Here is a 26,865-nt window from a genome sequence, read left to right as displayed (position 1 = left end):
GGGGCAAGTTAAACTGCTTTCGCAGCATTGGCCAGCCGACGGAGCCGCCGCGAACGGGCGCCTTTCGCCTTATGGTTAGCGAACCGGCCGTCACTTTCCGGCCCTTCGGCGCCGGCGCGAAAGCCACCTTCGGCTACGCCCCTGCGGATGACCGCTTCGAGGCGGGAGCGGAATATCCCTAACCCGGCCTCGACCCAACAACGCGCCTCACTTCATCCCGCCGGTGACCCCGCGCAGAATTTCCTTGGCGATGGCCGAGCCGACGCTGCGGGCGGCGGAGGTCGCGGCCGAGCGGATGGCCGATTGCGCGATGGACGGGCGCTTGCCTTTGGAGCGGAACAGGTCCTGCAACCCGGCGCCGATTTGTGACAGGAGCCCGCCTTCCTCCTCATTGGAGCCCACCGGGGGGCCGGACGTGCGCCCCTGCGCCTTCGCCTGAAGGATCTCGAAGGCCGATTCGCGATCCACCGCCATGTCATATTTACCCTTGAAGGGGCTGGAATCCTGGACTTCCGCCAGTTCGGCGTCGGTGATCGGCCCGACGCGTGAGGCGGGCGGGGCGATCCTGGCCCGCGTGACCATGGCGGGCGTGCCGGAGGCTTCCAGCATCGAGACCAGCGCCTCGCCGACATTGAGCTTGGTGATGACGTCGGCGGTGTCGAGTTTCGGGTTCTGGCGAAAGGTCTGCGCGGCGGTCTTGACCGCCTTCTGGTCGCGCGGGGTGAAGGCGCGCAAGGCGTGCTGCACGCGGTTGCCGAGCTGGCCCAGCACAGTCTCCGGCACGTCGAGCGGGCTTTGCGTGACGAAATAGACGCCGACTCCCTTGCTGCGGATCAGCCGCACCACCTGCTCAATGGCGCGCAACAGCGCCTTGGGCGCGTCGTCGAACAGGAAATGCGCCTCGTCGAAGAAGAAGACCAGCTTCGGCTTGTCGAGGTCGCCAACCTCCGGCAGCTTGGCGAAGAGTTCGGACAACAGCCAGAACAGGAAAGTCGCATAGAGATTGGGGCTGAGGACCAGCTTTTCAGCTTTCAGAATATGGATGAAGCCGCGCCCGTCGACGTCCGGCTTCAGCAGGTCCAGAATGTCCAGCGCCGGCTCGCCGAAGAATTTGTCGGCGCCCTGGTTCTCCAGCACCAGCAATTGCCGCTGGATCGCGCCGATCGAGGCCGCCGAGACATTGCCATAGCGCTGCTGCAGGTCGGCGGCGTTTTCCGAAAGATAGGTGAGGATCGCGCGCAGGTCCTTCAGGTCCAGAAGGGCGAGGCCCTGTTCGTCGGAGACGCGGAAGGCGATATTGAGGACGCCTTCCTGCACCTCGTTGAGCTGGAGAATGCGGGCGAGCAGCAGCGGCCCCATTTCCGCGAGCGTGGCGCGGACCGGGTGCCCCTTCTCGCCGAAAATATCCCAGAACACGCAGCGGAACTGGTCCGGCTCATATTTGACGCCGATCTCCTGCGCGCGGGCGACAAAGGGCTTGGCGCCGTCGCCGGGCATGGCGATTCCCGAGAGGTCGCCCTTGATGTCGGCGGCGAAGACGCAGGTTCCGGCGGCGCAGAAGCCTTCGGCCAGCTTTTGCAGGGTGACGGTCTTGCCCGTGCCGGTGGCCCCGGCGACCAGACCGTGCCGGTTGCCGAAGCGCAGCGTCAGGTAATCGTAATCCTCGGCCTTGCCGACCAGAATCTTTCCGGGGATATTGTTCGGATCATTGGCCATGAGAGGGAATCGCTCCTGCGCTTTTCGCTCCGAGGTTAGCCTTCATTTTCTCTGCGACAATGGCGCCCTTTCATTGCGGGCCGGAAAAAGTTAAAGCAGCGAGCATGATCTGGCTCTTTTTTGCGCTTCTGACCGGCGTCGCCGTCCTCAGCATCCTTTGGCCTTTGTCGCGTCCGGCGCCGAAACGCGGCGAGGACGCCGCCGATGTCGCTTTTTATCGTGCGCAGATCGCCGAGATCGACGCGGAGCTTTCGCGCGGCGGGATCGAAAAGAATCAGGCCGACTCGGCCAAGGCTGAGGCCGCGCGGCGGCTGCTTTCGGTCGCGCCGGACGAGGTCGCGGTCGCGGATTCCCCTGGGGCGCGCAAGATCGCGGCCGTGCTGGCCCTGATCGCGGCTCCGGCCATTGCGCTCGGCCTTTACGCCAGGATCGGCCATCCCGCGCTGCCCGACCTGCCTTTGCAGGCGCGCTTGAGCGCGCCGCCAGCGCAGGAGGATTTCGCCGCCGTCGTCGCCAGGATGGAGGCTCATCTGGCCGCGCATCCCGAAGACGGACGGGCGCTGGAGCTGATGGCGCCGGTCTATCTGCGCGCGGGCCGCTATGACGAAGCCGTCAAGGCGCGCGGACAGGCGATGAAATTGCTGGGAGAGACGCCGGACCGGCTGGTGAAATACGCCGAGGCCCTGTCCTATGCCAATGACGGCATGGTGTCGCCGGAAGCCGTCGATCAACTGGAACGCGCGCTGGCGCTCGATCCCAGGAATTTGCAGGCGCGCTATTTCCTCGGCCTCGCCGCGGCCCAGCATGAGGACAAGGCGAAGGCGCGCGAAGTGTGGACGGCGCTGCTTGCCGATTTGCCCGAGGGTTCCCGCGCCCGGATCGACGTCATTGAAAAGCTCGCCATGCTCGACGCGCCGCTCGACGGCGGCCCGGCGCCAGCGTCCGGGCAGCCTTCGGGCGAGGCGTCGGGGAAAGGCGCCGCACCGCCGGCGGACGCCGCCGCCGCTGTCGCGGCCCAGCCGGCGGACGAACAGCAGAAGACCATTCACGCCATGGTCGATCGCCTGGCGCAGCGGCTGGCCTCGCAGGGCGGCAGCGCGGACGAATGGATGCGCCTCATTCGCGCCTACAAGGTATTGAATGAACCAGATCGGGCGCAAAACGCGTATGATCAGGCGCGCAAGGCGCTGCCGGACGCGGAATCGCAGCAGAAACTCGCGGCGCTGGCGAAGGAATTGGGGCTGAACGGCACATGACGCGCAAGCAGAAAAGACTGGCCTTGATTGGCTCCGCCCTCGGCGTGCTTGGCCTCGCGGTCGGGATGATGCTGTTCGCGCTGCGTGACAATGTGGTGTTCTTCTATGGCCCGACGGAAATGTCGCAAAAGCATGTCGGCCCCGGCCAGCGCCTGCGCATAGGCGGGCTGGTCAAGACCGGCAGCCTCGTCCATCTGGAAGGCAAGAGCATCACCTTCGCCGTCTCGGACGGCAACGCCGAAGTGCCGGTCGCCTATACCGGCCTGCTGCCCGATCTGTTCCGCGAGGGGCAGGGCGTGGTCGCGGAAGGCGCGCTCGACAAGGGCGGCGTGTTCCGGGCCGATTCCATCCTCGCCAAGCATGACGAGCGCTACATGCCGCGCGAAGTGGCCGACGCCTTGAAAAAGCAGGGCGTCTGGGCCGGCGGCGCCGAAAACCCAGCCGCCAGTCAAGCGGCCAAGCCGGCGGGAGCAACCCAATGATCGTCGAACTCGGCCATTACGCGCTGGCGCTCGCCTTCGCCTTGTCGATCATGCAGACCGTGCTGCCATTCTGGGGCGCGCGCGCCCATGAGGCGCGGCTGATGGCCGTCGCGCGGCCTGTCGCGCTGACGCAATTCGCCTTCGTCGCGCTGTCCTATGCGGCGCTGACCTATGCCCATGTGGCGTCGGATTTCTCGCTGGCCAATGTGGTGGAGAACTCCCATTCGACCAAGCCGCTGATCTATAAGATCTCGGGAGTGTGGGGGAATCACGAGGGCTCCATGATGCTGTGGGTCCTGATCCTCACCTTGAGCGGCGCCGCCATGGCCGCCTTTTCGCGCGCCATTCCGCCGCGCCTGCTCGCCGACGCGCTCTCCGTGCAGGGACTGCTCTGCGCGGCCTTCCTGATGTTTATCCTGCTGACGTCCAACCCCTTCGCGCGGCTGTCGCCGGCGCCGATCGAGGGCGCCGACCTCAACCCGATCCTGCAGGACCCCGGCCTCGCCATCCATCCGCCGCTGCTCTATCTCGGCTATGTCGGCTTTTCGATCGTCTTTTCGCTGGCTGCGGCGGCTTTGATCGGCGGGCGCATCGACGCCGCCTTCGCGCGCTTCATCCGGCCCTGGACGCTGGCCGCCTGGTGCTTCCTCACGCTCGGCATCGCCATGGGCTCCTATTGGGCCTATTACACGCTCGGCTGGGGCGGCTTCTGGTTCTGGGACCCGGTCGAAAACGCCTCGCTGCTGCCCTGGCTCGCCGGCACGGCCTTGCTGCATTCGGCGGCGGTGATGGAAAAGCGCGAGGCGCTCAAGATCTGGACGATCTTCCTCGCCATCCTTGCCTTCTCGCTGTCCCTGCTCGGCACCTTCCTGGTGCGCTCCGGCGTGTTGACCTCGGTGCATGCCTTCGCCAGCGATCCGCAGCGCGGCCTGTTCATCCTCGGCATTCTCGTGCTGTTCATCGGCGGCGCCCTTTTCCTGTTCATGATGCGCGCCTCTTCGCTGAAGCAGGGCGGGCTGTTCGCGCCGATCTCGCGCGAAGGCGCGCTGGTCCTGAACAATCTGCTGCTCACCGCATCCTGCGCGGCGGTCTTCGTCGGCACGCTCTATCCGCTGGCGCTTGAGGCGTTCAATGGCGACAAGATCTCGGTCGGCGCGCCCTTCTTCAACCTGACCTTCGGGCCGCTCATCGCGCCGGTCCTGTTGCTGGCGCCGCTCGGCCAGTTGCTCTCCTGGAAGCGTGGCGACTTGCTCGGGGCGGCGCACAGGCTGTTCTTCGCGGCGGTCTGCGGTCTCGCCGCCATGCTGGTTTTCGCGGCGATCAATGGCGCGCCGGTGGTGGCCTTCATCGGCGCGGGCGTCGCCGTTTACCTGATCGTCGGCGCCTTCACCGAGATTTTTGGCCGCATCTTCCCCTCGGGCCTCGGCGCGCCGAAAAACGCCTTCTACCGCGCCAAGGGCCTGCCGCTTTCCGCCTGGGGAACCGCCTTCGCCCATGCGGGCCTCGGCGTCACCTTGCTGGGCCTCGCCGCGACTGGCTGGGGAGTCGAGAAGATCGTGGCGATGAAACAGGGCCAGACCTACGATGTCGGCCCCTATCAGCTGGAAGTCCTCGGCCTGACCTCGGAGCAGGGCCCCAATTACAATGAAACGCTCGCGCATATGAGCGTGAGACGCGACGGCCAGATCGTGGCGCTGATCCAGCCGGCCAAGCGCTTCTTCAAGACGCGGCGGATGGCGACGACCCAGGCCGGTATCGTCACGCTGAACTTCGGCCAGATCTATGTCAGCATCGCCGACCAGAACGAGAGCGGAGCGCTTGACGCGCGGCTTTACTGGAAGCCGCTGGTGTCGCTGATCTGGGTGGGCGCCCTGGTCATGGCCTTCGGCGGGGGCTTGAGCCTGAGCGACCGGCGGCTGCGGGTTGGTGTGGCCCGTCGCGCGGCGAAAATTCCCGCCGGCGCGCAGGGCGCGAGCTGAGCCATGAAAGCCAGACTCTTCGCCTTTTTCACGCTTCTTGCGCTATCGGCTCCCGCCTTCGCGGTGCAGCCGGATGAAATCCTGCCCGACGCCAAGCTGGAGCAGCGGGCGCGGAACATTTCGGCCAATCTGCGCTGCCTCGTCTGCCAGAACCAGTCGATCGACGATTCCGACGCCTCGCTCGCCAAGGATCTGCGCCTGCTGGTGCGCGAGCGCCTCAAGGCCGGCGACTCGGATCCACAGGTGAAGGAGTTTCTGGTCGCCCGCTACGGCAATTTCATCCTGCTCAAGCCGCCGTTCGAATGGGACACGCTGCTGTTGTGGCTGTCGCCCTTCGCGATTCTGGGGCTCGGCGCCGCCGCGGTGTTCGCCGCGCGCCGCAAGGGCCAGGATGCCCAGGGAGACAAGGCCGTCGCGCCGCTGTCGGAAGAAGAAAGCGCCCGGCTGAAAAGCCTGCTCGGCCAATCACCGGACGAGGGCCAGGCCTGACGCAGACCCGCCTCTCGGCGCGTTCCGCCAACTTACCAAAAATTCATCTGGCCGAAACAGCCGCGTAAGACGGCGGCTTCCATATTCCGTTCCGAACAGCGGCGCGAATCGCCGCCGGCTTTTCGGAAAACGGTCTATGGAGCCCCCCATGCTGAACTGGTCTGCGCCTTCCTCCCGCCGTGAACAGGCGCCCCTCCGCGCCCGCCGCCGCCCGCTGCGCGTCGCCATGCTGGGCGCCGTCGGCGCCGCCGCCCTCATCGGCTCCGCCGCGAGCGTCGCCATGCTCCCCGCCCATGCGGAGGCCCCGGCCAATCAGGGCCTGGCTCCGGTCGGCCCGCCCTCCTTCGCCGATATGGTCGATCGCGTGAAGGGCGCCGTCGTCGCGGTTAAAGTCAATGTCGTCGAGAAGGCCGAAGCCGGCGGCCCGGACCAGGGCGGCGAAGGCCTGCCCCCCGGCATGCCGCCGGTTTCGCCCGACGATCCGCTCTATCGCTTCTTCAAGCGCTTCGGCGGCCCGAATGGCGTTCCCATGCCGCAGAAGCCGCACAAGGGCCAGGCGCTCGGCTCGGGCTTCATCATTTCAGCCGACGGCTATGTCGTGACCAATAATCACGTCGTCGAAAACGCGACCGAAGTGACGCTGACGATCGAGGGCGGCAAGACGGTTCCCGCCAAGCTGATTGGCGCGGACAAGAAGACCGATCTCGCCTTGCTCAAGATCACCGAGCCGGGGAGCTATCCCTATGTGCAGTTCGCGGACGCCATGCCGCGCGTCGGCGACTGGGTCATCGCGGTCGGCAATCCCTTCGGCCTCGGCGGCACCGTCACGGCGGGCATCGTTTCGGCGCGGGGACGCGACATCGGCTCCGGCCCCTATGACGACTACCTGCAGATCGACGCGGCGGTGAATCGCGGCAATTCGGGCGGCCCGACCTTCAACGCCAGGGGCGATGTGGTCGGCGTCAACACCGCGATCTATTCGCCCTCGGGCGGCAGCGTCGGCATCGGCTTCGCCATTCCCGCCGAAGTCGCCCGCGACGTCGTCGCGGCGCTCAAGGACAAGGGCTCGGTGACGCGCGGCTATATCGGCGTGCAGATCCAGCCGATCACGCCGGAAATCGCCGACAGCCTCGGCCTGAAGTCGGCGAGCGGCGCGCTGGTGGCGCAGGCCCAGCCCAATACCCCGGCCGCCACAGCGGGCATCGTCTCGGGCGACGTCGTGACCAGCGTCAACGGGACCAAGATCGAGAACCCGCATGAACTGTCGCGCAAGATCGCCGCGCTCGGCCCCGACGCCACGGCCAATCTGACGATCATCCGCAATGGCGCCGAAAAGGCCATCAGCGTGAAGCTCGGCAAGCTGCCGGAAGAGAAGGAAGCAAAGGCCGATGCGGTCCAGCCGGAAAAAGCGGCCAAGACCGCGCTCGCGAATTTCGGCTTCTCCCTGTCGCCGTCTTCGGACGTGCCCGGGGCGGGCAAGGAAGGCGCGGTCGTGACCGATCTCGATCCCGACGGCCCGGCCGCCCAGAAGGGTCTGCGTCCCGGCGACGTGATCCTCGACGCCGCGGGCAAGCCGGTCATGGGGCCGCAGGATGTGGTGAAGGCGCTCGACAACGCCAAGAAGGAAGGCCGTCGCGCCGTCCTGCTGCGCGTGCGGACCGGCGACAACACGCATTTCCTCGCCCTGTCCTCCGATCCGTCGTGAGGTCGGGCTACTTCCGGGCGTTCTAGCGAAAGGCCCTCCCAAACGGACGCGGCGCCCGCGTTTTTGGGTTCGCGCTCCTGAAGGCAGGCCGGGAAGCCCCCTCCTGGCCTGCCGACTTTTTTTCAGGAATCGATTATCATGCCGGACATGCGCATCCTGATTATCGAAGACGACCCCCAGGCCTCCGCTTATCTGGTCAAGGCCTTTCGCGAAGCCGGCCATAACGCCGATTCCGCCGCTGACGGCCTGACCGGCTATGGCAAGGCGGAAGCGGGCGATTATGACGTGCTGATTGTCGACCGCATGTTGCCCAAGCTCGACGGGTTGTCGCTGATCGGCGGGCTCAGGCAGCAGAAGATCGAAACGCCGGTTCTGATCCTCTCGGCGCTCGGCCAGGTCGACGACCGCGTCAAGGGCCTGCGCGCCGGCGGCGACGACTATTTGTCAAAACCCTATTCCTTCGCCGAACTGCTGGCGCGGGTCGAGGTTCTGGCGCGGCGGCGCGGCGGCGGCGCCAATGAGGAAACCAGCTATCGCGTCGCCGATCTCGAATTGGACCGGCTCAAGCACAAGGTGTTTCGCGCCGGCAAGGAAATCGTGCTGCAACCGCGCGAGTTCCGCCTCCTCGAATATCTGATGCGCCACGCCGGGCAGGTGGTGACGCGCACCATGCTGCTGGAAAATATCTGGGACTATCACTTCGATCCGCAGACCAATGTGATCGACGTCCATATTTCCCGCCTGCGCGGCAAGATCGACAAGGGCCACGAGGTGCAGCTGCTGCAGACCGTGCGCGGCGCCGGCTATACCTTGCGCGAAGGCGCAGTCGCTTGAAGCCGCGTCAGGTCCCGACCGCCCGCCAGCCGATGTCGCGGCGGCAGAAGCCTTCCGGAAAGTCGATGGCGTCGACGCCGCGATAGGCCAGCGCCTTGGCCTCGGCGACGCTGTCGGCCAGACCGATGACGTTCAGCACGCGGCCGCCATTGGCGACCAGATGGCCGCCCTCCGCCTTCGTCCCGGCATGCGTCACGCTCACGCCGGGAATTTTTTCGGCCTGTTCGACGCCGGTGATCTTGCCGCCCTTGCGCGGCGCGGCCGGATAGCCCTGCGCCGCCAGCACCACGGTCAGGGCGGTCTTGGGCGACAGGCGAACCTGTTGCGGGAGGCGCCCTTCGGCGCAGGCGAGCAGCAGCCTCAGCAGGTCGTCCTCCAGCCGGGCCATCATCACCTGACATTCCGGATCGCCGAAACGGGTGTTGAATTCGATCAGCTTCGGGCCGTCCTTGCCGATCATCAGTCCGGCGAACAGCACGCCCTTGAAGGGGCAGCCCTCGGCTTTCATCGCCGCGACAGTCGGCTCGATGATCTCCTTCATCACCTGTGCGACGATCTCGTCCGTCACCACGGGGGCGGGGGAATAGGCGCCCATGCCGCCGGTGTTCGGCCCGGTGTCGCCGTCGCCGACGCGCTTGTGGTCCTGCGCGGATGCAAAAGCCAAAGCCTTTTCTCCGTCGCTGAGCGCGAAGAAGGAGGCCTCCTCGCCATCGAGATATTCCTCGATCACCGCTTCCGCGCCCGCCGCGCCGAAGGCGCCAGCAAAGAGAGCGTCCACGGCTTCTTCCGCTTCGGCCATAGTCATGGCGACGACCACGCCCTTGCCGGCGGCGAGGCCGTCGGCCTTGACCACGATGGGCGCTCCTTTTGCGCGCACATAGGCCAGCGCCGGTTCGCGCGCCGTGAAGCGCTCGTAAGATCCGGTGGGGATGTTGTATTTGGCGCAGATGTCCTTGGTGAAGCCCTTGGAGCCTTCCAGCCGCGCCGCGGCCTTGCTCGGCCCGAACGACTTGATCCCCGCCGCATCCAGCGCATCGACCAGCCCGTCGACCAGCGGCTGTTCCGGGCCGATGACCACGAAGCTGATGTTCTGGACCCGGCAGAAGGCGATCACGGCGTCGAAATCGGCGACGTCGAGGACGACATTCCGCGCGATGGCCGCCGTGCCGGGATTGCCGGGCGCGACGAACAGCTTTGTCAGCAGCGGGCTTTTGGCGAGCGCGACGGCGAGCGCATGTTCGCGTCCGCCGGAGCCGATGAGAAGAACATTCATGAAGGGCCTCGTTTCGCCGTCTGTTTAGGCGAGGCGGGGCGAGGTTTCAACTTTCCCGGCGACTTGGCCAGGGGGATCAGAAATCGAATGCCTTGCACGGTGATGCAATGACGCGTATCGGCTCGAAGGCGTCATTCGCGGGCGACCGAGAAAAACAACGCCGCGCCAAGTTCCGGACATTGCACGGTCATGCGACGATCTTCCGTCTGGCTCTAAAGCAGCCGTCCGTCGTGGCGTTTTGGTCGGGCGCAAGGCGTGAAACGCTCACATCATGGTGGTCAAATGATCGGACCGAAGTTCAGATCAACAAAATCAAATTGATCTAACGCCAACCGCATTGACCGACGAAAGCAAATCTCTTGCGGGGGCGACCAGGCGGCGCATTGCAACTTCCGATAAGCGTCGCCAGACATGCGCCAGCCCGGAAGTGTGACCAAATTCAGCACGGCCGTCGCCGCCACTAGCGGTTTGTTATCACGGCATTCCACGAATTGATCCCGACTTCGGTCCGCAAATGTATATTTTCAAAAACTGTTGTTAATGTAGTGTAAATTTTAAATTTGCATTTTTATCTTTTGGTATTATGAAATAGCAACACAATATTAAAGACTCGTTTCATTTATTTTTTGATCTGTGATAGCGCTATTAACTACGGAGCCTTAGGCTACGTACTTCGCTTGGAAACAATCTGAAAATACCAGCCGGCGCAAAATCAACCAACATTACGGCCTCAGGGGGAGGGCGCTATGACTGACGCTAAAGGAGCGGTGGCCCGTCACGTCGGCGATGTCAACGCAGTTCGAGGCGCCATTGGCGCCATCGGGCGCGCTCCCGCCGTCACCGGCAGCCAAAATCTTCTACAGAATTTTCGACGCGACGAAGCCGGAAGTTACACCGTCATCTTCGCGGTTCTGTTGCCTGTGCTTGTTGGCAGCGTCGGCATCGCGACCGATATTGGCCTCTGGTACAAGACCAGGCAGACGATGCAAGGCGCGTCGGATTCGGCAGCGGCGAGCGCCGCCGCTGCTTATGCTGCGAATACTGCGAGTGATCTGACAGTACAAGCTGACGCCGTCGCGGATTCGTATGGTTTCGTCAAAGGCGTCAGGGGGGTTAGCATCGCCGTAAATCGTCCGCCGACTTCAGGTTCGTATACCGCCGATCAAAATGCTATCGAGGTTATCATTCGGCAGCCACAGGCGCGGCTGTTTTCTGCGATTTGGGGGTCTCAACAGGTCCCCGTCTCCTCGCGTTCGGTCGCTAAATCCTATGGCGGAGTCGCCTGCGTGCTTGCGCTCGATCCGACGGCGAGCGGGGCGATCAACGCGCAGGGAAGCACAGGCGTCGCGCTGAACGCTTGCGCCCTGTACAGCGACTCCAATAGCAGCTCGTCGGTTAACGTCGGCGGTTCTGCCACGATTTCGACGCTATCGGTTGGCGTTGTGGGCGGCGTTTCAGGCGCAAGCAAAATTACGACCGTGCAAGGCATCACCACGGGCGGCAGTTCGATCCCGGATCCTTACGCTGGCGCATCCTATCCTTCGTTCTCAGGTTGCGACGCCCACAACTACACCGCCAAGGCGACTGTCACCATCAATCCGGGCGTCTATTGCGGGGGCATTAGCCTCAACGCGGGCGCAAATGTCACGCTGAGTCCGGGTGTCTATTACATGGATCAGGGAAGCCTTTCGGTGAATGGCAGCGCTACGCTCACCGGAACCGGCGTGACAATCGTGTTCACCTCAAGCACCGGCAATAACTATGCGACTGCGACGATCAATGGCGGCGCGACCGTAAACCTCACGCCTCCAACCAGCGGTCCAACCGCCGGGATCGTTCTGTTTGGCGATCGTAATATGCCAGTCGGCGCCAGCTTCAAGCTTAATGGAGGGGCGTCGCAGGTTCTGGTCGGCGCGACCTACCTGCCGAAGGGCGCAGTGCAGTTTGCTGGCGGAAACAGCAGCGCCAACAGTTGCGCGCAGCTTGTTGGCGACACTGTCACTTTTACGGGCAATTCAAACTTCGCCATCAATTGCCCGGGCACGCCGATCAAGCCGATCGGCTCGTCCGCGGCAAAGCTCGTCGAATGACGCTGGAAAGGTGAAGATTCCATGTCGATGCAAAGAGTCTTCCGCAGCCATGTGACCGAGGCGAAATGGCGCCCGCGCATCTGCGCCTTCTTCTCCGGGAATGGAGTTGGAATCCAAGGGGTCGCAGCAGTCGAACTCGCCCTGCTTGGACCTATGGCGATCTTGATGCTGGTCGTGACTTTCGACCTCGGGATGGGCATTTATCGCAATATGCAAGTACAGAATGCAGCCCAGGCGGGCGCACAATATGCGATCGCACATGGCTTCGGGTCGCAGATCTCCAATGTCGTGACAAGCGCGACGAGCTTCTCCGCCATCGCGGCTTCGCCGGCGCCAAGCAAGTTCTGCGGCTGTCCTTCGAGCGCCGGCGTCACTGTGGCGACTTGCTCTTCAATTTGCACGAGCGGCATGGTCGCCGGAACCTACGTCTCCGTGTCGTCGCAGGGCACATACAGAACGATTTTGCCATACCCGCTCATCCGCAACAGCTTCCCGCTCGCGGCGCAATCGACGGTGCGAATCCAATGAAAAGCCGGGCAATCATAGTTGACCAACGAGGGGCGACCGCAGTCGAATTCGCGCTCACGTTGCCGATATTCACAGCAGCGGTTTTCGGGGCCATTCAAATTGGCCTCTTGCTATGGACGCAGCTCGGAATGCAAAACGGCGTTGAAGCCGCGGCCCGTTGCGCAAGCGTCAACGCCATTCTTTGTCCGAATGCAGCCAGTGTCCAGAACTACGCCGCGCAACATGCGCTTGGCCTAAACCTGCCGGCGTCAACATTTTCTGCAGCCAAACCGGGATGCGGCAATCAGGTTAGCGCCAGCTATACCTATCCGCTTATATCAAACAATTTTCCCGCCACAAGTTTGACGCTCAGAGCCCAATCCTGCTTCCCGATCTAGATCTCGGATGGCTGGAAACGCGCGATCGCAGCCAGTTGATGAACGCATGTTGACGCGCCGTTAGGCCTTAGCTGACCATGTGACGGACGTCTTCTTTCCGCGCAGTGAAACGTTTGTGCGCCGGACGGCGAATGTCGCCAACGGGTCCAGCCTGCCGAAGCCGCTGTGACGGCATTCCGCCGATTTCCGTCAATTCACGAATGGGAGCCAATTTGCAGGGCTCCGACCACTACGCGCCCGTCACCACTTGATTTCGGCGTTGATCCGACTGCGCACGTCGTCGAGCGTGATGCTGCGGAAGAAGTCATGCCAGGGCTGTGGCGCGAGGTAATCCATCTTGCCGTCGGCGTCCCAGACCATCGCGATCGTACCCTTGAGGCCGTTGAGCTTGGCCAGCGCCTGCAACTGGGCGATGGTCGCCTCCTGATGGTTCGGCGCGGCGCGGGCGAAGCCGGAATCCATGATGACGATCACCATATCCTGGCCTTGTTCATGCAAATGGGCGACGGGAATGGACGGCATGGAGGCTCCGTGGGCGTTTTTCGCGTAGGCGTTTCCGCGTCATCAGCATTTTTCGCGCCAATCGACCCCTCGCCAGAAGGCAGCCAAAAGAGTTAGCCTTGCGCAATGAGCGATTCCTCCGTCCTCACCAATGCGCCCGAATTGACCGTCTCGGAATTGTCCGGGGCGCTCAAGCGCGCCATCGAGGACCAGTTCGGCCATGTGCGCCTGCGCGGCGAGATTTCCAATTTTCGCGGGCAGCATTCCTCCGGCCATTGCTATTTCTCGCTGAAGGATTCCAGCGCCCGCATCGACGCCGTGGTCTGGAAGGGAACCTATGCGCGCCTGCGGACCAAGCCGCAGGAAGGGCTTGAGGTCATCGCCACCGGCAGGATCACAACTTTTCCAGGCAAAAGCTCCTATCAGATCGTCATCGAGCAATTGGAGCCAGCCGGTCTCGGCGCGCTGATGGCGCTGCTGGAAGAGCGCCGCAGGAAACTCGGCGCCGAGGGCCTGTTCGACGAAGCCCGCAAGAAGAAGCTGCCTTTTCTGCCGCGTGTGATCGGCATCGTCACCTCGCCGACGGGCGCGGTGATCCGCGACATCCTGCATCGCCTGAACGACCGTTTCCCGCGCCGCGTGCTGGTGTGGCCGGTGCGGGTGCAGGGCGAAACCTCGGCGGCGGAAGTCGCCAACGCCATTCGCGGCTTCAACGCGCTGGCGCCGCAGGGGGCCATTCCGCGCCCGGATCTTCTGATCGTCGCGCGTGGCGGCGGTTCGCTGGAAGACCTGTGGAGCTTCAACGAGGAAGAGGTTTTACGCGCGGCGTCCGAGTCCGGCATTCCGCTGATTTCCGCCATCGGGCATGAGACCGATTGGACCTTGCTCGATCTGGTGGCCGATCTGCGCGCGCCGACCCCGACCGGCGCCGCCGAAAAGGCCGTTCCGGTGCGCACGGAGCTTCTCGCCGATCTCGCCGATCTGGCGCGCCGCCACGATGGCGCGATCCTGCGCCTGCTGGAGCGCAAGTGTTCCGACCTGCGCGCCTTGGCCCGCGCCCTGCCGGGGCCGGAATCGCTGCTCGCGACGCCGCGGCAAAGGCTCGACCGTTCGGGCGACAAATTGCGCGCCGCGCTCGCCGCCGGTTTTTCCCAGCGTCAGCTTGCCTTGGCCAACGCCTCGCGTCTGCTGGCGCGGCATGCGCCGCATGCGGAATTGCAGCGCGCCTCCGGCCGCCTGGACACGCTCGTGTTCCGTCTCGCCGCCGCCCGCGCGAGCCTTGTCGAGAAAAGGCGGGATCGCCTGGCTGTTCTTGGCGCGCGCTTCGACTCCGCGCGTCTCGCCCGTCTCGCGTTGCTGCGCAATGACCTCCGCGCGGCGGAGGAGCGGCGGTTGGCTCTCGCAGCGAGGCTCGATGCGGCGATGGCCTCGGCCTTGGCGCGGCGCCGGGAAAGGCTCGGTCATGCCGAGCAGATGCTGGCGGCGGTCGGCTATGCGGCGGTGCTTCGGCGCGGCTTCGCCCTGGTGCGCGACGCCGATGACGTCGCCGTGCGATCGGTCGCCCAGGCTCCGCCCGGAGCGCGACTCACCTTGCAATTCGCCGACGGCAAGATCGCCGCGACCGCCGCAGGATCGCGCGACGCCGCCCTTGCGGAGGGCGCGCCGCCGCCGAAAAAGCGGCCTGCATCCTTGCGCAAAACGCCGGAGGGCGGGCAAGGCAGCCTTTTCTGACGCCACCCCCTGAAATTGAGCAGAAAGGCGCGACGCGCCGGAATTTTTGTTTTAGAAATCAGGGTCCATTGATCTGGATCAACATGTTAATTGCGCTCCTTACCGACATCCATGGCAATCGAGAGGCGTTCGACGCCTGCCGCCTAGAGGCGCGGCGCCTCGGCGCGGAGAAATTCGTCTATCTCGGCGATCTGGTCGGCTATGGCGCCGAGCCGTCCTATATCGTCGATTGTGTGGCGGAGGATGTCGCGCGCGGCGCCATCAGTTTGATGGGCAATCACGATCTCGCGGCGGTTGAAGGCCCGTCGGACTATATGAACGACGCCGCCCGGTCCGCGATCGAATGGACCGCGCGGCGGCTGGACAAGGCGCAAAAGGACTTTCTCGCCGCGATGCCCTATATGGCGACCACGGTCGGGGAGAGCGGCGCCGAAACCTTTTATGTCCACGGCGACGCCAGCGCGCCGGAGCGTTTCATTTATGTCACCGGCATCGACACCGCCGAGCGCTCTCTGAACGCGGTCAATGCGCATGTGACCTTCTGCGGCCATGTCCACCGGCCGCAACTCTATCATGTCACCCCCGGCAAGGCGCCGATCTTCTTCGCGCCGACGGCCAATCTGCCGACGCCGTTGGCGCGCAGCCGCCGCTGGCTCGCGGTGCTCGGCTCGGTGGGCCAGCCGCGCGACGGCAATCCGCTGGCGTCCTTCGCGCTCTATGACGATTTGCGCGGTACGCTGAACTTCATTCGCGTGAATTATGACGTGAACGACGCCGCGCGCAAAATCTTCGCCGCCGGCCTGCCGGAATTTCTCGCCGAGCGCCTGTTTCTCGGCTGGTGAGAGCCGAAAGCGGCCTTTACTGGAACGGCACGATTTCGGGCTTCAGGCCGCGCGCCAGCCGGTTGACCAGATAGCGTTTCGCCTTGAAAATCTGGCGATAGAGCCGAACGGCTTCGCGCTTCAGCGTGAACAGCGCGCCGCGCTTGCCGCTTTCGGCCTTGGGCGCGTCGAGCTTGCTGATGTCGCTCTGGAAACTATGGCCGCGCGCATAATGGCGCAGATAGAGCTGGTCCTGGATCGCGACTGCGGGCGTGAGCTGGTAGAGCCGGAGCTTCTGGCCGACGGGGTCTTCGGGAAAGACGATGTAATCCACCGGCAGCTTCGGGTTTTCCGTCAGGCGCAGGAAAATCGCGGCGCCGCGCCGGCTCAGGATATAGGTCGCGCAGCTTTCGTGGCGCGTATGGAGCAGCGCCAGCTTGCGGCCCAGCGGCGCCTGCGCCGGGGCGCCCAGCATGACCCGATTGAAATAGCTGTCGAGCTTGACCGCATGGGCGTCGGCGGGAATCCAGCCGTCTTGTGCGACAAAACCGGCGAAATCCGGAGAGAAATGCACGTCGTCTTCGAGGAAACAGGCATAGGCGTCGGACGTGGCCAGAAACCGCTTCCAGGCTTCGCGATGGCTTTCGAGGCAGGCGATCTCGAAGCGGGACAGGCCCTGTCCGGTTGGCGGCTGCAACCGGCCGTCGATTGCGGCCACGCGCTCGTGATCGACGCCCTGTAGCGCCTGCTCCATATGGGAGCGACGCTCCGCCGCGCGGTCGAGATTGATGTAATAGGCCTTCAATGCGCGTCCGGGTCCGTTTCCCTGAGGCCGTGTTCCAGCCCGTTTTCGGCGAGAATGGTCCACATCTCGACGCCAGGATCAATGCCGTTGGCTGATAAATAGCGATAGAGCGGGCCGCCGTCGAGATCGATCGGGCGATCGTGGCGCGCGGTCACGGAATCGATTACGGCGATATGCGGGCCGAACAGGCGATGAACCTTGTCTCCGACCAGGGCGTCGACGCCGAAGCCGCTGATTCCCTGCGCGAAGCACTCCCGCGTCGCGAGCAGCGCCCGGCGCGACAAGGCGGGCATCATGATCTCGACATAATTCACCAGCCGGAACCCCGGCGAGCCTTCCTTTTGGAACAGGGCCGGAAAGGAGCCATAGGAGCCGGCGGCGAGCGCCGGTTGCGCGAGGTCGAGCCCATGCATCTTCATCATGGCGAAAAACTCGTTCAGGCGCGGGGGCGCGATGGCGATGTCGTCGTCGAGGAACAGCACGTGGTCATAGGCCTGGAATATATCGGGCCGTTCCGTCAGAAGCTTCCAGATCGCCGTGGTCTTGGTTCCGTTCTGGGCGAAGACGAATTCAGCCTCGAGGGGCGGCGCTTTTGGCGGCTGATAATAGTTCAGCAGCAGGTCATAACCCCGGGAGGGGTCATGCAGCGCCGCCGCATGCTCGCCATTGGTCTGGACGAAGACGAGGCAGGGCCTTTTCACGGGGCCGTCCACCATCGACAGCAGGACGATACTGTCGTGAAAGGCGGCCTGGTTCGCCTTGAGATCGGCGAGGCGCAACACGCAGGAGAGCCTGCCGTCGCCCCGCCGCCTTTCGAAAACTTTCATCAGGGTGCGCGCGAGGCGCTTGTTGCGGCCGCGATAGGCTTGCGCCACGAAGGCGAGAGAGACGTCCGGCGCCGGATCTTGCAACTCGGCCAGGCCATGGCGCATGAACGCGGCCCAGGGCGACGAGGCGCGGCTCGCCTCCGGGTGTTGGGCGACATACCAGTCCTCGTCAAATTCCCGGCAGGCAGGCGCGCCGCGCGGAGCGCGCAAAAAACCCGCAAAGAGATTGCCGCCATCGCGTCGGGGACGGCGCTCGCCGAAATAGACCGGATCGAAGAACGGCGTCGGCCGCAAACCGCGCTTCTCGCCGATCGCCATGTAATGGAGCAAGGCGAGCGGCGCCAGATAACGCGACGAGAGATGCAGCCAGGCGTAATCCGCATGGCGGAACGCCCCGGATTTCAGGATGACCCAGATATCGGCGAGCGTGGTCAGAATCGTCCGGCCTCCGGCTTTGACGTTTTGCAGCGGCGCGGCCCCGCGCGCCTTCATTTCAAGCTTGTCTTGACCCAGCCCTGTTCCAGGTCCTCCGCTTCGATCAATTTTTCGAACTCTTCCGGGTCGCCGGAGGAGCCGACATGGAGCGAGCGATAGCCGGCGCGATCCGCCGAATAGAAGATCAGCCGCTCGACCGCATGGGCGGTCGTGCCGTCGACCTGCCCGCCTTCCGCCTCGAAAGAGCCGAAGCCGAGGCCGAGATCCAGGATTGGGCGGAGCGCCGCCGAGCGCGCCCAGAACATGGAGCCGGCGGGAAAATCGATCTGCGTCGCGCGTTCGAGCCGCACGCCCATGCGTCGCGCTAGATAGACCGTCTTGCAGTAATTTTTTCCCCATTTCACCGCCGGATGAACGGCGGGGAAAATCCGGGGGGCGACGACGCCGAGTTTCGGATTTTTCGTGAAGAGGCCAAGGACTCCGTCGCAGATTTCGGGCGAGCCGATCAGGCAATCGAGCATGAAACGCCGCCAGTCGGCCAGTTTGGTGTCATGCAGCGATTTTTTGGTGTGCAGGTGCAGGACGAGATCGCAGGCGAGCTGCTCGTCATGGAAGCCGACATATTTCGGCGCGATGTCGCGGCCGCGATTGTCGAAAACGCCCACCGTGACCGCGTCGCCATGGACAGGCTGTAGCGTTTCGAGCAGGAAGGCCTTCTTGCTCTCGGAATCGGTGGTGATGAAAATCTCGAAAGGCGCGCCGATATGGGCAAGGTAAGGCAGAAGCGCCGTAATTTCCTGCTCGTAATAGGCATGGATGAAGACGCCGATCTTCGGCCGCGGCTCGGCGGCGCCGCGCCGCGCGTCGATCGGAAGGCGAAGGTAGCAATAGTCCGGTCCCGTCTGCGGAGCGGGAGCTTCGCTTTGCTTGCGTCTGGACATCAGGCTTCGGAATTGCCTTTTTTGAAGTGGCGCATTGGGTTGTCTATCGTCTTCTGAACGCTTTTCGCCAATCTTTTATGGATCGGCAATCGGATGCGCTGATCATCCGGGTTCATGGCCGCGATATCGTCGTCGAATTGCCGCATCAGGCTGAAGGCGATCTCGCGCTCCTGCCAGCGTCCACCGAGAAATTCGAAGCGTTCGCGCAGGATGGCGTCCCGGTCCTCGTTCAATCCGCACAAGGCGGCGATGGACTCCGGCGGTTGCGGCCCGGTGGCGATCAATCCGAGCCCGTCGCCGTGCCGGAATTCGAAATGCGGCGCGCCGCCGGCGAGTTCGCCAAATAGTCGGCCGACGCCGAAATTCTCGCCGGCGCGCCGGACCCCGTGGAGCAGGATGACGCCGCGCGGCGACAGCTTGCCTTTCCACAGGTCGTAGATGGCGCGCGCCGCGTCATAATCCTGCGGCCCGTCGATATGCAGCAGGTCGATCGAGCCGTCGAGGAAAGCGTCGTGCGCCGCGTCGAAGTCCGCGCGGACCAATTGTGAAAAGCTTGCATAGCGGCGGTCATGGAAGGCCTTGAAGGTCTCGAAAACCTTCTGGCGCGTATTGCCTGTTTTCTCTTCGCCCGCGTCTTCATCGCCCAGCCAGTTGTCGACCGCGAAAAACCGCGCGTCGAGTTCCAGCCGCCGCGCCGCCTCGCAAAAGGCCGTGTAGGACACGCCGCGATCTGTCCCCAGTTCGACAAGGCTCCGGGGCCGCGCCGCGGCGACGAGCCAGAAAGCGAAGGGCACATGGGGCCACCAGCGGCTTTCCTCGCTCTGGAGCTCCGGCGTCCAGAACGCCGGAGCCAGATCGTTCAAAAGGAAAGCGCCGACCCCGGCCGGGCCCTTGTCTTCTGGACGATTCGCCACGCCTGCTTGATCCGCCATGTCAGCTTTTGTGCAGAACCCTGGCGACCTTGTTCGGGCGCAAGCGGAAGGCGTCGGGCATGCCGGAGCCCAGCAGCGGCCGCAGATAGAGGCGGAAGGCGTCGGTGACATCGGTGCCGCAGGGCGAGATCAGCTCGTCTTCCATCACGCGGGTCTTGCCGGCGACGCTTTCGAGCGGAACTAATTCGTAATCGACCGAATAATAGCCGGTGCGCTTGATCGACACCGAGCCGTTGCGGTCGCCCCACATGGCGTATTGCACGGCCTTTTCGCCGACCTCGCGCGCTTCGCGCTGGTCCACGTCGGAGACGCAGCCGATGAAGGAGCGCTGCAGATAGCCGAAGGTGTCGCCGCGCACGCGCTTGATCTTCAGCTTGTTCTTGATCTCCTCGCAGAGCAGGTCGGCGAGCGCGCCCGTGCCCGAAAGCTGGACATTGCCGTGGGCGTCATGCTCGATCTGTTCGGCGAGCTTGGTGATGATCGGCGCTCCGGCGGCGTCATGGATGCCCTCGGAGACAGCGATCACGCAGCGTCCGAGGCGCTCATAGGTGCGCTTGACGTCGGCCAGGAACTTGTCGATGTCGAACACGCGCTCCGGCACGTAGATGAGATGCGGGCCGTCCTCGGGGAATTTCTTGCCGAGCGCCGAAGCCGCCGTCAGGAAGCCGGCGTGGCGCCCCATCACCACCGCGACATAGACGCCGGGCAGGGCGGCGTTGTCGAGATTGGCGCCGGCGAAGGCCTGGGCGACGAAACGCGCCGCCGAGGGAAAGCCGGGGGTATGGTCGTTGCCGACCAGATCATTGTCGATGGTCTTGGGAATATGGACGCAGCGCAGCGGATAGTTGGCCTTGATGGCCTCTTCCGCGACGATGCGCACCGTGTCGGAGGAATCATTGCCGCCGACATAGAAGAAGGCGCCGATTTCATGCGCCTGCAGGACCTTGAAGATCTCGTGGCAATATTTGGCGTCCGGCTTGTCGCGGGTGGAGCCGAGCGCGGAGGAGGGCGTATTGGCCACCATTTCGAGATTGTGGCTGGTCTCCTGCGTCAGATCGAGCAGGTCTTCGTCTATGATGCCGCGCACGCCGTGATGGGCGCCATAGACCTTGCTGACGCTGGCGAATTTGCGTGCTTCCAGCACGACGCCCGCGAGCGACTGGTTGATGACGGCGGTCGGGCCGCCGCCCTGGGCGACGAGAATCTTCTGCGGCGTCATGAAAAGCCTCCCCTTAAAATGCCGCGTTGTTCTAAATCGCCGGAGGCAAAAGGGAAACCCGTTTTTGCCGAACCAGCCCCTCTCCTTTCGGTAAAATAAGCATTTCGGGGCGCCCGAGGGGCCGGATGGGGCCATCCGGCCCGATGCGCGCTTGTCGCCGCGATGGCCCGCGGTCTAGATTGACGAAAGGGAGACGCGCCATTTCGACGGAGAGACCCGCCTTTTCCGATCTGCGCCACGGCGACGTCATCGACGGCTTTCGCCTGGTCGAGCGCATGCATATCGGCGGCATGGCGCATCTCTGGCGCGTGACGCGCGACGATATGTCGCCTCCGGCGATTCTCAAGGCGCCGATCGTTCAGGACGGCGATGACGCCACCGCCATCGTCAGTTTCGAGATGGAGCAGATGATTCTGCCTCTGCTCCAGGGACCGCATGCGCCCAAATTCATCGCCTCGGGCGATTTCACCCGCCAGCCCTATATCGTGATGGAGCTGATCGAGGGCGAATCGCTGCTTGAGAAGATAGACGACGCGCCGCTGCCGGTCGACGAAGTGGTCGAGATCGGCGTCGGCGTCGCCCGGGCGCTGGCCGACCTGCACAGCCAGAACGTCATCCATCTCGACATCAAACCCTCGAACATCATGCGCCGGGCGAGCGGCGAAGTCGCGCTGATCGATTTTGGCCTCTCGCGCCACGACCTGCTGCCGGACCTGCTGGCCGAGGAATTCCGCCTGCCGCTCGGCACGGGCCCCTATCTGTCGCCGGAGCAGATCGGTCGCGACCGCGGCGATCCGCGCAGCGACATTTTCTCGCTGGGCGTGGTGCTCTATTATCTTCTCACCGGGGTGCGGCCTTTCGGAGCGCCGCGCCAGAGGCGCGCGCTGGCGCGCAGGCTCTGGCGCGATCCCGAGCCGCCGATCCGCTACAACCCGGCCTGCCCGCCCTGGCTGCAGGAGGTGATCCTGCATTGCCTGGAGCCGGAGGCGGACAAGCGCTACCCCACCGCCGCCCAACTTGCGCTGGATATCGCGACGCCTGAGCAGATCCGCCTGACCGAACGCTCGGAAAAGCGCCGGGCCGATTCCTGGCTGACGGCGCGACGGCGCTGGTGGGCGCAGAAATTCGCGCCGACGCGCCACCCCCGCAGCATGGCCGCGCGGCAGGCGGCGGCGCCCATCGTCATGGCGGCGGTGGATCTCAGCGAAGTCAATGCCGCGTTGGGCGATGTGTTGCGAGAGACGGTCGGCCGGATCATGACCACAGCGCCGGGCGCGCGGCTCGCCTGCGTCAATATCATCAAGACCAGTCGGCTGCGCATCGACAGCGCCCAGGACGAGTTAGGCCGCAATCTCCATGTTCGGCGGCTGGTCGAGGTGCGCCAATGGGCGGCGGGTCTGAGCCTTCCAGCCGCGCAGGTCACGGCCCATGTGCTTGAGGCGAGCGATCCGGCGGCGGCGCTGATCGACTTCGCCCGCGAAAACCATGTCGATCAGATCGTGATCGGCGCCGGTTCGCCCGTTCGGCGCACCATCGGCCCGGTTGCGGCGCGGATAGGCGCCCAGGCGCCATGCACGGTCACGCTGGTCCGCCATCCGAGGCTGGCGGAGCTTGGTCCCGATGGCGGCGATTCGGCGACAGAGCCAGATTCGGGATTCGGGATCTGAATGGCCGCGCCGGCTCAAATCGACCTTTGGTTCACCCGTCTCGACAATTCCTCGGCGCTTTCCTTCCGTTCGGAATAGCGGTCGACCAGATAGGCCGCGCAGTCCCGCGTCAGCAAAGTGAATTTCACCAGCTCCTCCATCACATCCACGACGCGATCGTAAAAGGACGAGGGCTTCATCCGGTCATGGTCGTCGAATTCCATGAAGGCCTTGGCGACGGAAGATTGATTGGGGATCGTGATCAGGCGCATCCAGCGGCCGAGAATGCGCATCTGGTTGAGGGCGTTGAAGCTCTGCGAGCCGCCGCAGACCTGCATGATCGCCAGCGTCTTGCCCTGCGTCGGGCGAACGGCGCCGAGGCTGAGCGGGATCCAGTCGATCTGAGCCTTCATGATCGCCGTCATCGCGCCATGTCGTTCAGGCGAGCACCAGACCATTCCCTCGCACCATGTGACGAGATCGCGCAATTCCTGAACCTTGGGATGGTCCGCCCCGGAATCGTCCGGCAGCGGCAGGCCGCTGGGATTGAAGGTGCGCGTTTCCGCGCCGAGGCGGCGCAGGATCCGCGCGGCTTCCTCGCTCATCAGGCGGCTGAAGGAGCGCGGACGAAGCGAGCCGTAAAGCAGCAGGATCCGAGGAGCGTGAGCCTGATGCGGCGGAGCGCGCAGGCGGGTTTCGTCAATGGACTGGAAACAGGCCTCGTCAATGTTCGGCAGGGACTCGTCCGGTTTAATCAAGGCGGCGGCTCTTCCTGATGTGATGAACAATGCTGTTTTTCATTTTAACCCCAAAGCCTTGGCGCAAGAACTTGCGGAATCGCGTTGCCGTACGGCGGAACCCGACTCATACCAGCCGCGCGTCGCATTGACGATCTTGACCACAGACAGCATGACGGGGACCTCGATCAGAACGCCGACCACTGTCGCCAGCGCGGCGCCGGAATGGAAGCCGAACAGGCTGATCGCCGCGGCCACCGCGAGCTCGAAAAAGTTGCTGGCCCCGATCAGCGCGGATGGGCCGGCGACGCAATGGGCTTCGCCCGTCGCGCGGTTGAGGAGATAGGCGAGGCCGGCGTTGAAATAGACCTGGATCAGGATCGGCGCGGCGAGCATGGCGATCACCAGAGGCTGCGCCAGTATCTGCTGGCCCTGGAAGCCGAACAGCAGGACGAGAGTCGCCAGCAGGGCCAGCAGCGACAAAGGCTGAAGCCGCCTGAGCAAGGATGCGATGGCGGACTCCCCGCCGCGCGCGAGCAGAGCGCGCCGCAAGACCTGCGCGAAGAGGACGGGAACCACGATATAGAGCGCGACGGACAGGAAAAGCGTCGCCCACGGCACGGTGATCGCCGACAGGCCGAGCAGCAGGCCGACAATCGGCGCGAAGGCGATGATCATGATGAGATCATTGAGCGCCACCTGGCTCAGCGTGAACAGCGGCTCGCCCCGGGACAGATTGCTCCAGACGAACACCATGGCGGTGCAGGGCGCCGTCGCGAGCAGGATCAGCCCGGCGATATAGCTGTCGATCTGATCGGCGGGCAGATAGGGGCGGAATATCCCGCCGATGAACAGCCAGCCGAGCAGCGCCATCGAGAAGGGCTTGACCGCCCAATTGATGAAAAGCGTCACGCCAATGCCGCGCCAATGTTCCTTAACCTGCGCGAGGGCGGAGAAATCGATTTTCACCAGCATCGGTATGATCATGAGCCAGATCAGCGCGGCGACCGGCAGGTTGACCTTGGCGATTTCCGCTGCGCCGATCAGTTGAAAGGTGTTGGGGAAGAAATGCCCGAGCGCGACGCCCGCGACGATGCACAGGGCCACCCACAGGCTGAGATAACGTTCGAATGTCGACATGAATTCACTCCGACGCCCCTGCGGGCCCGTGTTCAGCGAGGCGTTGAAGGCGCGGCGGCGGGCGTGGTCGCGCCCTCCATCCGGCCGATCCCGTTCAGTCGGCCCGATAAGGTCAGACGGTCGAGCCGCTCGACCGGGATGGCGACAAAGGCGGAGATGCGGTTTCGGAGGTAGCGGAACGCGGTCACAAAGGCGCGCTCCTTTTCGATATCGCTCCCCTCGACGGCGGCCGGGTCTTCGACGCCCCAATGCGCGGTCATCGGCTGGCCGGGCCAATAGGGGCAGGCTTCTCCGGCGGCGTTGTCGCAGACCGTGAAGACGAAATCCATTTTCGGCGCGTCCTCGCCGGCGAATTCGTTCCAGCTTTTCGAACGGGTCCCATCGGTCGGATAGCCGAAGCCTTCGAGAACCTTCAGCGCGAAGGGATTGACGGTGCCCTTCGGCTGGCTGCCGGCGGAAAAGGCGCGGAATTTTCCCTCGCCGTCCTTGGCGAGAATTTTTTCGGCCAGGATCGAACGGGCGGTGTTGCCGGTGCAGAGGAACAGGACATTGAAGACGCGATCAGTCATGGGTGGTCTCCTGGACGGGCTCTTTTGCCGGACAGCAGGGGGAGAGGTCGGCGATCAGCGGCGCGCAGAGTTCGGCGCGGCCGCCGCAGCAATCCTTGAGGAGGAAGAGGACCAGCTCGCGGAGGCGATCGAAATTGGCGCGGTAGATGATCGAGCGGCTATGTCGCTCGCCATGGACCAGACCGGCGTTGGCGAGGATCGCAAGATGCGTCGATAGCGTATTTTGCGGCACGCCAACCAGCCGCGCCAGTTCGCCGGCGGGAACGCCGTCCGGCTCGCGCGTGACGAGCAGGCGGAAACATTGCAGCCGGGTCGGCTGCGACAGGGCGCCAAGGGCTCTGAGAGCTGCTAATTCATCCATATATCGAGAATAACAGAAATAACATGAGAGGCAACCTTCTCCGTTCGTCGCGGGCTCGCGTCGCGCGCGCCTTTCGGGATTGAACCGCGCGGCCAATGGCGATACATCGGTAAAACCCCCGAAAAAAATGCGGGGCAGAACGGATTGGGCCGATGAACCGCATTGATCGCCGCGTCCCGCTCAGCGGGCCGGCCGAAGTCGAATATCTCGACGGCGATTTCAAGATCAGAAAGCCCGGCGCCTATGTCGTCTGCGCCGCGACCGGGGCGCATGTTCCGATCGAGGAATTGCGCTACTGGAGCGTCGATCGCCAGGAGCCCTATGCCGGACCGGAGGCGAAACTGGCGAGGCTGCGCCAGCTCGGCCTGCTGCCGCCGAAAGCCTGAGCCTTACAGGCTCATCGGGCCGATGAGCCGCCCCGCGCCTCGAAATTTCGTCAGGACGTCGAGCAGGAGTTGGCGCAAGTCCTCGGCTTCTTCGACGACGAGCGTCACGGGTAGCGCCTCGGGCTGCGGCAGGTCCCCGCGCAGTTTCGCGAGAAAGGGCGCGATCTTGACCATGTCCTTTTCCGTCGTCACCAGCAGAGCGTCGAGCGCCTCGGCCTGCCGCTGCAGCGCAGCGATATCGGACGGCCGATAGGCGTAATGGTCCGGGAAGCCATGGCGCGCGACGAGGCGCGCGCCGCAGGCCTGAAGCGAATCGAAAAATTTCTGCGGTCGTCCGATGCCCGCGAAAGCCACGACCCGCGCGCCAAGCATCCGCAAGGCGGCGTTGGCGTCAGGCGCCAGCCGGCCATGGAAGACCGGCTTGCCGGTGGTTTCGAACAGGGCGGCGGCGGCGCGTCCCGCTTCGCCCTCTCCGATCACCAGAGCCGCCGAACTATGCTGAAGCTGTAGCTCTATCGGTGCGCGCAAGGGGCCGGCGGGCAGCAGTCGGCCATTGCCGAAGCCCACCCCGCCATCGATGACGGCCAGAGTGAAATCGCGGCGAAGGCTGGGGTTTTGCAGGCCATCGTCCATCACGATCAGGCTGGCGCCTCCAGCCAGGGCCAGCATGGCTCCGGTCGGCCGGTCGCGCGCCACCACGGTCTGGGCGACCCGCGCCAGCAGGAGCGGCTCGTCGCCGGCCTGGGCGGCGCAATGGCGGCGCTGATCGACGAGATGGGCTGCGCCGTCCGCGCTCAGCGCCCCGCCATAGCCGCGCGAAAGGAAATAGGGCGTTTCGCCCGCCCGTTTCAGCCATTTGGCCACGGCCAGCGCGGTTGGCGTCTTGCCGGCGCCCCCGACGACGAAATTGCCGATGCAGATCACCGGGGCGCTGATGCGAGAGCCGGGACGCGCCATCCGTCGCGCCGCCGCGCGACCGTAAAGCGCGGCGAAAGGCGTCAGAACAGCGGTCATCGCCCGCCCGAACAGGCCGGGCTTGGCGGACCACCAGAAATCCGGCGCGCGCATGGGACCTCGCTATGTCA

Annotated in this window: 27 protein-coding genes; 14 read left to right on the top strand and 13 right to left on the bottom strand. The window is 64.4% G+C overall.

What is annotated here, in order from left to right:
* Nucleotides 1-207 precede the first annotated feature (207 nt).
* Nucleotides 208-1,716: a helicase HerA-like domain-containing protein gene (locus QM467_RS13615; protein ID WP_283366877.1), complete on the bottom strand. Its 1,509-nt coding sequence runs from the start codon at nucleotides 1,714-1,716 to the stop codon at nucleotides 208-210.
* A gap of 104 nt (nucleotides 1,717-1,820) precedes the next feature.
* Here QM467_RS13615 and ccmI point away from each other — a divergent pair, with 104 nt between their 5' ends.
* The 6 genes from ccmI (at nucleotide 1,821) to QM467_RS13585 (ending at nucleotide 8,461) form a co-directional block, all read left to right on the top strand.
* Nucleotides 1,821-2,972, top strand: coding sequence for a c-type cytochrome biogenesis protein CcmI (gene ccmI, locus QM467_RS13610; protein WP_283366876.1), 1,152 nt, complete (start codon nucleotides 1,821-1,823; stop codon nucleotides 2,970-2,972).
* The gene (gene ccmE / locus QM467_RS13605) at nucleotides 2,969-3,454 is read left to right on the top strand and encodes a cytochrome c maturation protein CcmE (RefSeq protein ID WP_283366875.1); all 486 of its coding nucleotides are present in this window, start codon (nucleotides 2,969-2,971) and stop codon (nucleotides 3,452-3,454) included. The genes ccmI and ccmE overlap by 4 nt, the downstream gene beginning before the upstream one ends.
* Nucleotides 3,451-5,433: a heme lyase CcmF/NrfE family subunit gene (locus QM467_RS13600; protein WP_283366874.1), complete on the top strand. Its 1,983-nt coding sequence runs from the start codon at nucleotides 3,451-3,453 to the stop codon at nucleotides 5,431-5,433. Before ccmE ends, QM467_RS13600 begins: the two co-directional genes overlap by 4 nt.
* A gap of 3 nt (nucleotides 5,434-5,436) precedes the next feature.
* Nucleotides 5,437-5,922 carry a cytochrome c-type biogenesis protein gene (locus QM467_RS13595; protein WP_283366873.1) on the top strand — a complete coding sequence of 162 codons (486 nt, stop codon included), beginning with the start codon at nucleotides 5,437-5,439 and terminating at the stop codon, nucleotides 5,920-5,922.
* Between the two features lie 148 nt (nucleotides 5,923-6,070).
* Entirely contained in the window at nucleotides 6,071-7,627 is a 1,557-nt protein-coding gene (locus tag QM467_RS13590; protein WP_283366872.1) for a Do family serine endopeptidase, read from the top strand.
* Between the two features lie 147 nt (nucleotides 7,628-7,774).
* A complete protein-coding gene (locus tag QM467_RS13585) occupies nucleotides 7,775-8,461 on the top strand; it encodes a response regulator transcription factor (protein ID WP_283366932.1) in 687 nt (228 codons plus the stop codon).
* Between the two features lie 7 nt (nucleotides 8,462-8,468).
* Here the strand turns inward: QM467_RS13585 and purD are convergent, their stop codons facing one another.
* Complete coding sequence (gene purD / locus QM467_RS13580) at nucleotides 8,469-9,734, bottom strand: phosphoribosylamine--glycine ligase (RefSeq protein WP_283366871.1); 1,266 nt, start codon at nucleotides 9,732-9,734, stop codon at nucleotides 8,469-8,471.
* A 107-nt stretch (nucleotides 9,735-9,841) separates the two neighbouring features.
* Here purD and QM467_RS13575 point away from each other — a divergent pair, with 107 nt between their 5' ends.
* The 4 genes from QM467_RS13575 to QM467_RS13560 all read left to right on the top strand — a co-directional run bounded on the left by QM467_RS13575 (nucleotide 9,842) and on the right by QM467_RS13560 (nucleotide 12,729).
* Nucleotides 9,842-10,060: a hypothetical protein gene (locus QM467_RS13575; protein ID WP_283366870.1), complete on the top strand. Its 219-nt coding sequence runs from the start codon at nucleotides 9,842-9,844 to the stop codon at nucleotides 10,058-10,060.
* 420 nt (nucleotides 10,061-10,480) lie between these two features.
* Nucleotides 10,481-11,824 carry a TadE/TadG family type IV pilus assembly protein gene (locus QM467_RS13570; protein WP_283366869.1) on the top strand — a complete coding sequence of 448 codons (1,344 nt, stop codon included), beginning with the start codon at nucleotides 10,481-10,483 and terminating at the stop codon, nucleotides 11,822-11,824.
* Between the two features lie 21 nt (nucleotides 11,825-11,845).
* Nucleotides 11,846-12,352: a TadE family protein gene (locus QM467_RS13565; protein ID WP_283366868.1), complete on the top strand. Its 507-nt coding sequence runs from the start codon at nucleotides 11,846-11,848 to the stop codon at nucleotides 12,350-12,352.
* On the top strand, nucleotides 12,349-12,729 hold the full coding sequence (locus QM467_RS13560) for a TadE/TadG family type IV pilus assembly protein (protein ID WP_283366867.1): 381 nt from the start codon (nucleotides 12,349-12,351) through the stop codon (nucleotides 12,727-12,729). Before QM467_RS13565 ends, QM467_RS13560 begins: the two co-directional genes overlap by 4 nt.
* 240 nt (nucleotides 12,730-12,969) lie before the next feature.
* On the opposite strand, the gene QM467_RS13555 is transcribed toward QM467_RS13560, so the two are convergent.
* The gene (locus QM467_RS13555; protein WP_283366866.1) at nucleotides 12,970-13,251 is read right to left on the bottom strand and encodes a hypothetical protein; all 282 of its coding nucleotides are present in this window, start codon (nucleotides 13,249-13,251) and stop codon (nucleotides 12,970-12,972) included.
* A gap of 105 nt (nucleotides 13,252-13,356) precedes the next feature.
* Between QM467_RS13555 and xseA the strand changes: the two genes are divergently transcribed.
* A complete protein-coding gene (gene xseA / locus QM467_RS13550) occupies nucleotides 13,357-14,961 on the top strand; it encodes an exodeoxyribonuclease VII large subunit (RefSeq protein ID WP_283366865.1) in 1,605 nt (534 codons plus the stop codon).
* Between the two features lie 83 nt (nucleotides 14,962-15,044).
* Complete coding sequence (locus tag QM467_RS13545) at nucleotides 15,045-15,803, top strand: metallophosphoesterase family protein (protein ID WP_283366864.1); 759 nt, start codon at nucleotides 15,045-15,047, stop codon at nucleotides 15,801-15,803.
* Between the two features lie 16 nt (nucleotides 15,804-15,819).
* Here QM467_RS13545 and QM467_RS13540 read toward each other — a convergent pair whose 3' ends face one another.
* The 5 genes from QM467_RS13540 to QM467_RS13520 are packed head-to-tail and all read right to left on the bottom strand — an operon-like array spanning nucleotide 15,820 to nucleotide 20,941.
* Nucleotides 15,820-16,587 (bottom strand): glycosyltransferase family 25 protein, encoded by a 768-nt coding sequence (locus tag QM467_RS13540; RefSeq protein ID WP_283366863.1) that lies wholly within the window; start codon nucleotides 16,585-16,587, stop codon nucleotides 15,820-15,822.
* Nucleotides 16,584-17,906 carry a hypothetical protein gene (locus QM467_RS13535; protein WP_283366862.1) on the bottom strand — a complete coding sequence of 441 codons (1,323 nt, stop codon included), beginning with the start codon at nucleotides 17,904-17,906 and terminating at the stop codon, nucleotides 16,584-16,586. The genes QM467_RS13540 and QM467_RS13535 overlap by 4 nt, the downstream gene beginning before the upstream one ends.
* Nucleotides 17,903-18,790, bottom strand: coding sequence for a rhamnan synthesis F family protein (locus QM467_RS13530; RefSeq protein WP_283366861.1), 888 nt, complete (start codon nucleotides 18,788-18,790; stop codon nucleotides 17,903-17,905). Before QM467_RS13530 ends, QM467_RS13535 begins: the two co-directional genes overlap by 4 nt.
* Nucleotides 18,790-19,722 (bottom strand): class I SAM-dependent methyltransferase, encoded by a 933-nt coding sequence (locus QM467_RS13525; RefSeq protein WP_283366860.1) that lies wholly within the window; start codon nucleotides 19,720-19,722, stop codon nucleotides 18,790-18,792. The genes QM467_RS13530 and QM467_RS13525 overlap by 1 nt, the downstream gene beginning before the upstream one ends.
* Nucleotide 19,723: 1 nt before the next feature.
* Nucleotides 19,724-20,941, bottom strand: a complete 1,218-nt coding sequence (locus tag QM467_RS13520; RefSeq protein WP_283366859.1) for a 6-phosphofructokinase — start codon at nucleotides 20,939-20,941, stop codon at nucleotides 19,724-19,726.
* A 179-nt stretch (nucleotides 20,942-21,120) separates the two neighbouring features.
* On the opposite strand from QM467_RS13520, the gene QM467_RS13515 reads away from it, so the two are divergent.
* Nucleotides 21,121-22,608: a serine/threonine protein kinase gene (locus tag QM467_RS13515; protein WP_283366858.1), complete on the top strand. Its 1,488-nt coding sequence runs from the start codon at nucleotides 21,121-21,123 to the stop codon at nucleotides 22,606-22,608.
* 14 nt (nucleotides 22,609-22,622) lie between these two features.
* On the opposite strand, the gene arsH is transcribed toward QM467_RS13515, so the two are convergent.
* From arsH to QM467_RS13495, 4 genes are read right to left on the bottom strand one after another with little or no spacing between them, the layout of a single operon-like run.
* Nucleotides 22,623-23,345 carry an arsenical resistance protein ArsH gene (gene arsH / locus QM467_RS13510; RefSeq protein WP_283366857.1) on the bottom strand — a complete coding sequence of 241 codons (723 nt, stop codon included), beginning with the start codon at nucleotides 23,343-23,345 and terminating at the stop codon, nucleotides 22,623-22,625.
* Between the two features lie 39 nt (nucleotides 23,346-23,384).
* Nucleotides 23,385-24,464 (bottom strand): ACR3 family arsenite efflux transporter, encoded by a 1,080-nt coding sequence (arsB, locus tag QM467_RS13505; RefSeq protein ID WP_283366856.1) that lies wholly within the window; start codon nucleotides 24,462-24,464, stop codon nucleotides 23,385-23,387.
* A gap of 32 nt (nucleotides 24,465-24,496) precedes the next feature.
* The gene (locus tag QM467_RS13500; protein ID WP_283366855.1) at nucleotides 24,497-25,033 is read right to left on the bottom strand and encodes an arsenate reductase ArsC; all 537 of its coding nucleotides are present in this window, start codon (nucleotides 25,031-25,033) and stop codon (nucleotides 24,497-24,499) included.
* Nucleotides 25,026-25,394 (bottom strand): ArsR/SmtB family transcription factor, encoded by a 369-nt coding sequence (locus QM467_RS13495; protein WP_283366854.1) that lies wholly within the window; start codon nucleotides 25,392-25,394, stop codon nucleotides 25,026-25,028. The genes QM467_RS13500 and QM467_RS13495 overlap by 8 nt, the downstream gene beginning before the upstream one ends.
* Before the next feature lie 152 nt (nucleotides 25,395-25,546).
* On the opposite strand from QM467_RS13495, the gene QM467_RS13490 reads away from it, so the two are divergent.
* Nucleotides 25,547-25,780: a DUF2093 domain-containing protein gene (locus QM467_RS13490; RefSeq protein WP_283366853.1), complete on the top strand. Its 234-nt coding sequence runs from the start codon at nucleotides 25,547-25,549 to the stop codon at nucleotides 25,778-25,780.
* Nucleotides 25,781-25,783: 3 nt separating this feature from the next.
* Here the strand turns inward: QM467_RS13490 and lpxK are convergent, their stop codons facing one another.
* A complete protein-coding gene (gene lpxK, locus QM467_RS13485; RefSeq protein WP_283366852.1) occupies nucleotides 25,784-26,848 on the bottom strand; it encodes a tetraacyldisaccharide 4'-kinase in 1,065 nt (354 codons plus the stop codon).
* Nucleotides 26,849-26,865: the final 17 nt, after the last annotated feature.

This window comes from Rhodoblastus sp. 17X3 (assembly GCF_030056575.1).
In the GTDB taxonomy this organism is placed as follows: Bacteria; Pseudomonadota; Alphaproteobacteria; order Rhizobiales; family Beijerinckiaceae; genus Rhodoblastus.
This window is presented reverse-complemented; position numbering and strand designations above follow the sequence as displayed.

Coding starts and splice junctions, on each gene's coding strand:
- QM467_RS13615 (WP_283366877.1), bottom strand. CDS start 1,716: ATGGCCAATGATCCGAACAATATCCCCGGAAAGATTCTGGTCGGCAAG.
- ccmI (WP_283366876.1), top strand. CDS start 1,821: ATGATCTGGCTCTTTTTTGCGCTTCTGACCGGCGTCGCCGTCCTCAGC.
- ccmE (WP_283366875.1), top strand. CDS start 2,969: ATGACGCGCAAGCAGAAAAGACTGGCCTTGATTGGCTCCGCCCTCGGC.
- QM467_RS13600 (WP_283366874.1), top strand. CDS start 3,451: ATGATCGTCGAACTCGGCCATTACGCGCTGGCGCTCGCCTTCGCCTTG.
- QM467_RS13595 (WP_283366873.1), top strand. CDS start 5,437: ATGAAAGCCAGACTCTTCGCCTTTTTCACGCTTCTTGCGCTATCGGCT.
- QM467_RS13590 (WP_283366872.1), top strand. CDS start 6,071: ATGCTGAACTGGTCTGCGCCTTCCTCCCGCCGTGAACAGGCGCCCCTC.
- QM467_RS13585 (WP_283366932.1), top strand. CDS start 7,775: ATGCGCATCCTGATTATCGAAGACGACCCCCAGGCCTCCGCTTATCTG.
- purD (WP_283366871.1), bottom strand. CDS start 9,734: ATGAATGTTCTTCTCATCGGCTCCGGCGGACGCGAACATGCGCTCGCC.
- QM467_RS13575 (WP_283366870.1), top strand. CDS start 9,842: ATGACGCGTATCGGCTCGAAGGCGTCATTCGCGGGCGACCGAGAAAAA.
- QM467_RS13570 (WP_283366869.1), top strand. CDS start 10,481: ATGACTGACGCTAAAGGAGCGGTGGCCCGTCACGTCGGCGATGTCAAC.
- QM467_RS13565 (WP_283366868.1), top strand. CDS start 11,846: ATGTCGATGCAAAGAGTCTTCCGCAGCCATGTGACCGAGGCGAAATGG.
- QM467_RS13560 (WP_283366867.1), top strand. CDS start 12,349: ATGAAAAGCCGGGCAATCATAGTTGACCAACGAGGGGCGACCGCAGTC.
- QM467_RS13555 (WP_283366866.1), bottom strand. CDS start 13,251: ATGCCGTCCATTCCCGTCGCCCATTTGCATGAACAAGGCCAGGATATG.
- xseA (WP_283366865.1), top strand. CDS start 13,357: ATGAGCGATTCCTCCGTCCTCACCAATGCGCCCGAATTGACCGTCTCG.
- QM467_RS13545 (WP_283366864.1), top strand. CDS start 15,045: ATGTTAATTGCGCTCCTTACCGACATCCATGGCAATCGAGAGGCGTTC.
- QM467_RS13535 (WP_283366862.1), bottom strand. CDS start 17,906: ATGAAGGCGCGCGGGGCCGCGCCGCTGCAAAACGTCAAAGCCGGAGGC.
- QM467_RS13530 (WP_283366861.1), bottom strand. CDS start 18,790: ATGTCCAGACGCAAGCAAAGCGAAGCTCCCGCTCCGCAGACGGGACCG.
- QM467_RS13525 (WP_283366860.1), bottom strand. CDS start 19,722: ATGGCGGATCAAGCAGGCGTGGCGAATCGTCCAGAAGACAAGGGCCCG.
- QM467_RS13520 (WP_283366859.1), bottom strand. CDS start 20,941: ATGACGCCGCAGAAGATTCTCGTCGCCCAGGGCGGCGGCCCGACCGCC.
- arsB (WP_283366856.1), bottom strand. CDS start 24,464: ATGTCGACATTCGAACGTTATCTCAGCCTGTGGGTGGCCCTGTGCATC.
- QM467_RS13500 (WP_283366855.1), bottom strand. CDS start 25,033: ATGACTGATCGCGTCTTCAATGTCCTGTTCCTCTGCACCGGCAACACC.
- QM467_RS13495 (WP_283366854.1), bottom strand. CDS start 25,394: ATGGATGAATTAGCAGCTCTCAGAGCCCTTGGCGCCCTGTCGCAGCCG.
- QM467_RS13490 (WP_283366853.1), top strand. CDS start 25,547: ATGAACCGCATTGATCGCCGCGTCCCGCTCAGCGGGCCGGCCGAAGTC.
- lpxK (WP_283366852.1), bottom strand. CDS start 26,848: ATGCGCGCGCCGGATTTCTGGTGGTCCGCCAAGCCCGGCCTGTTCGGG.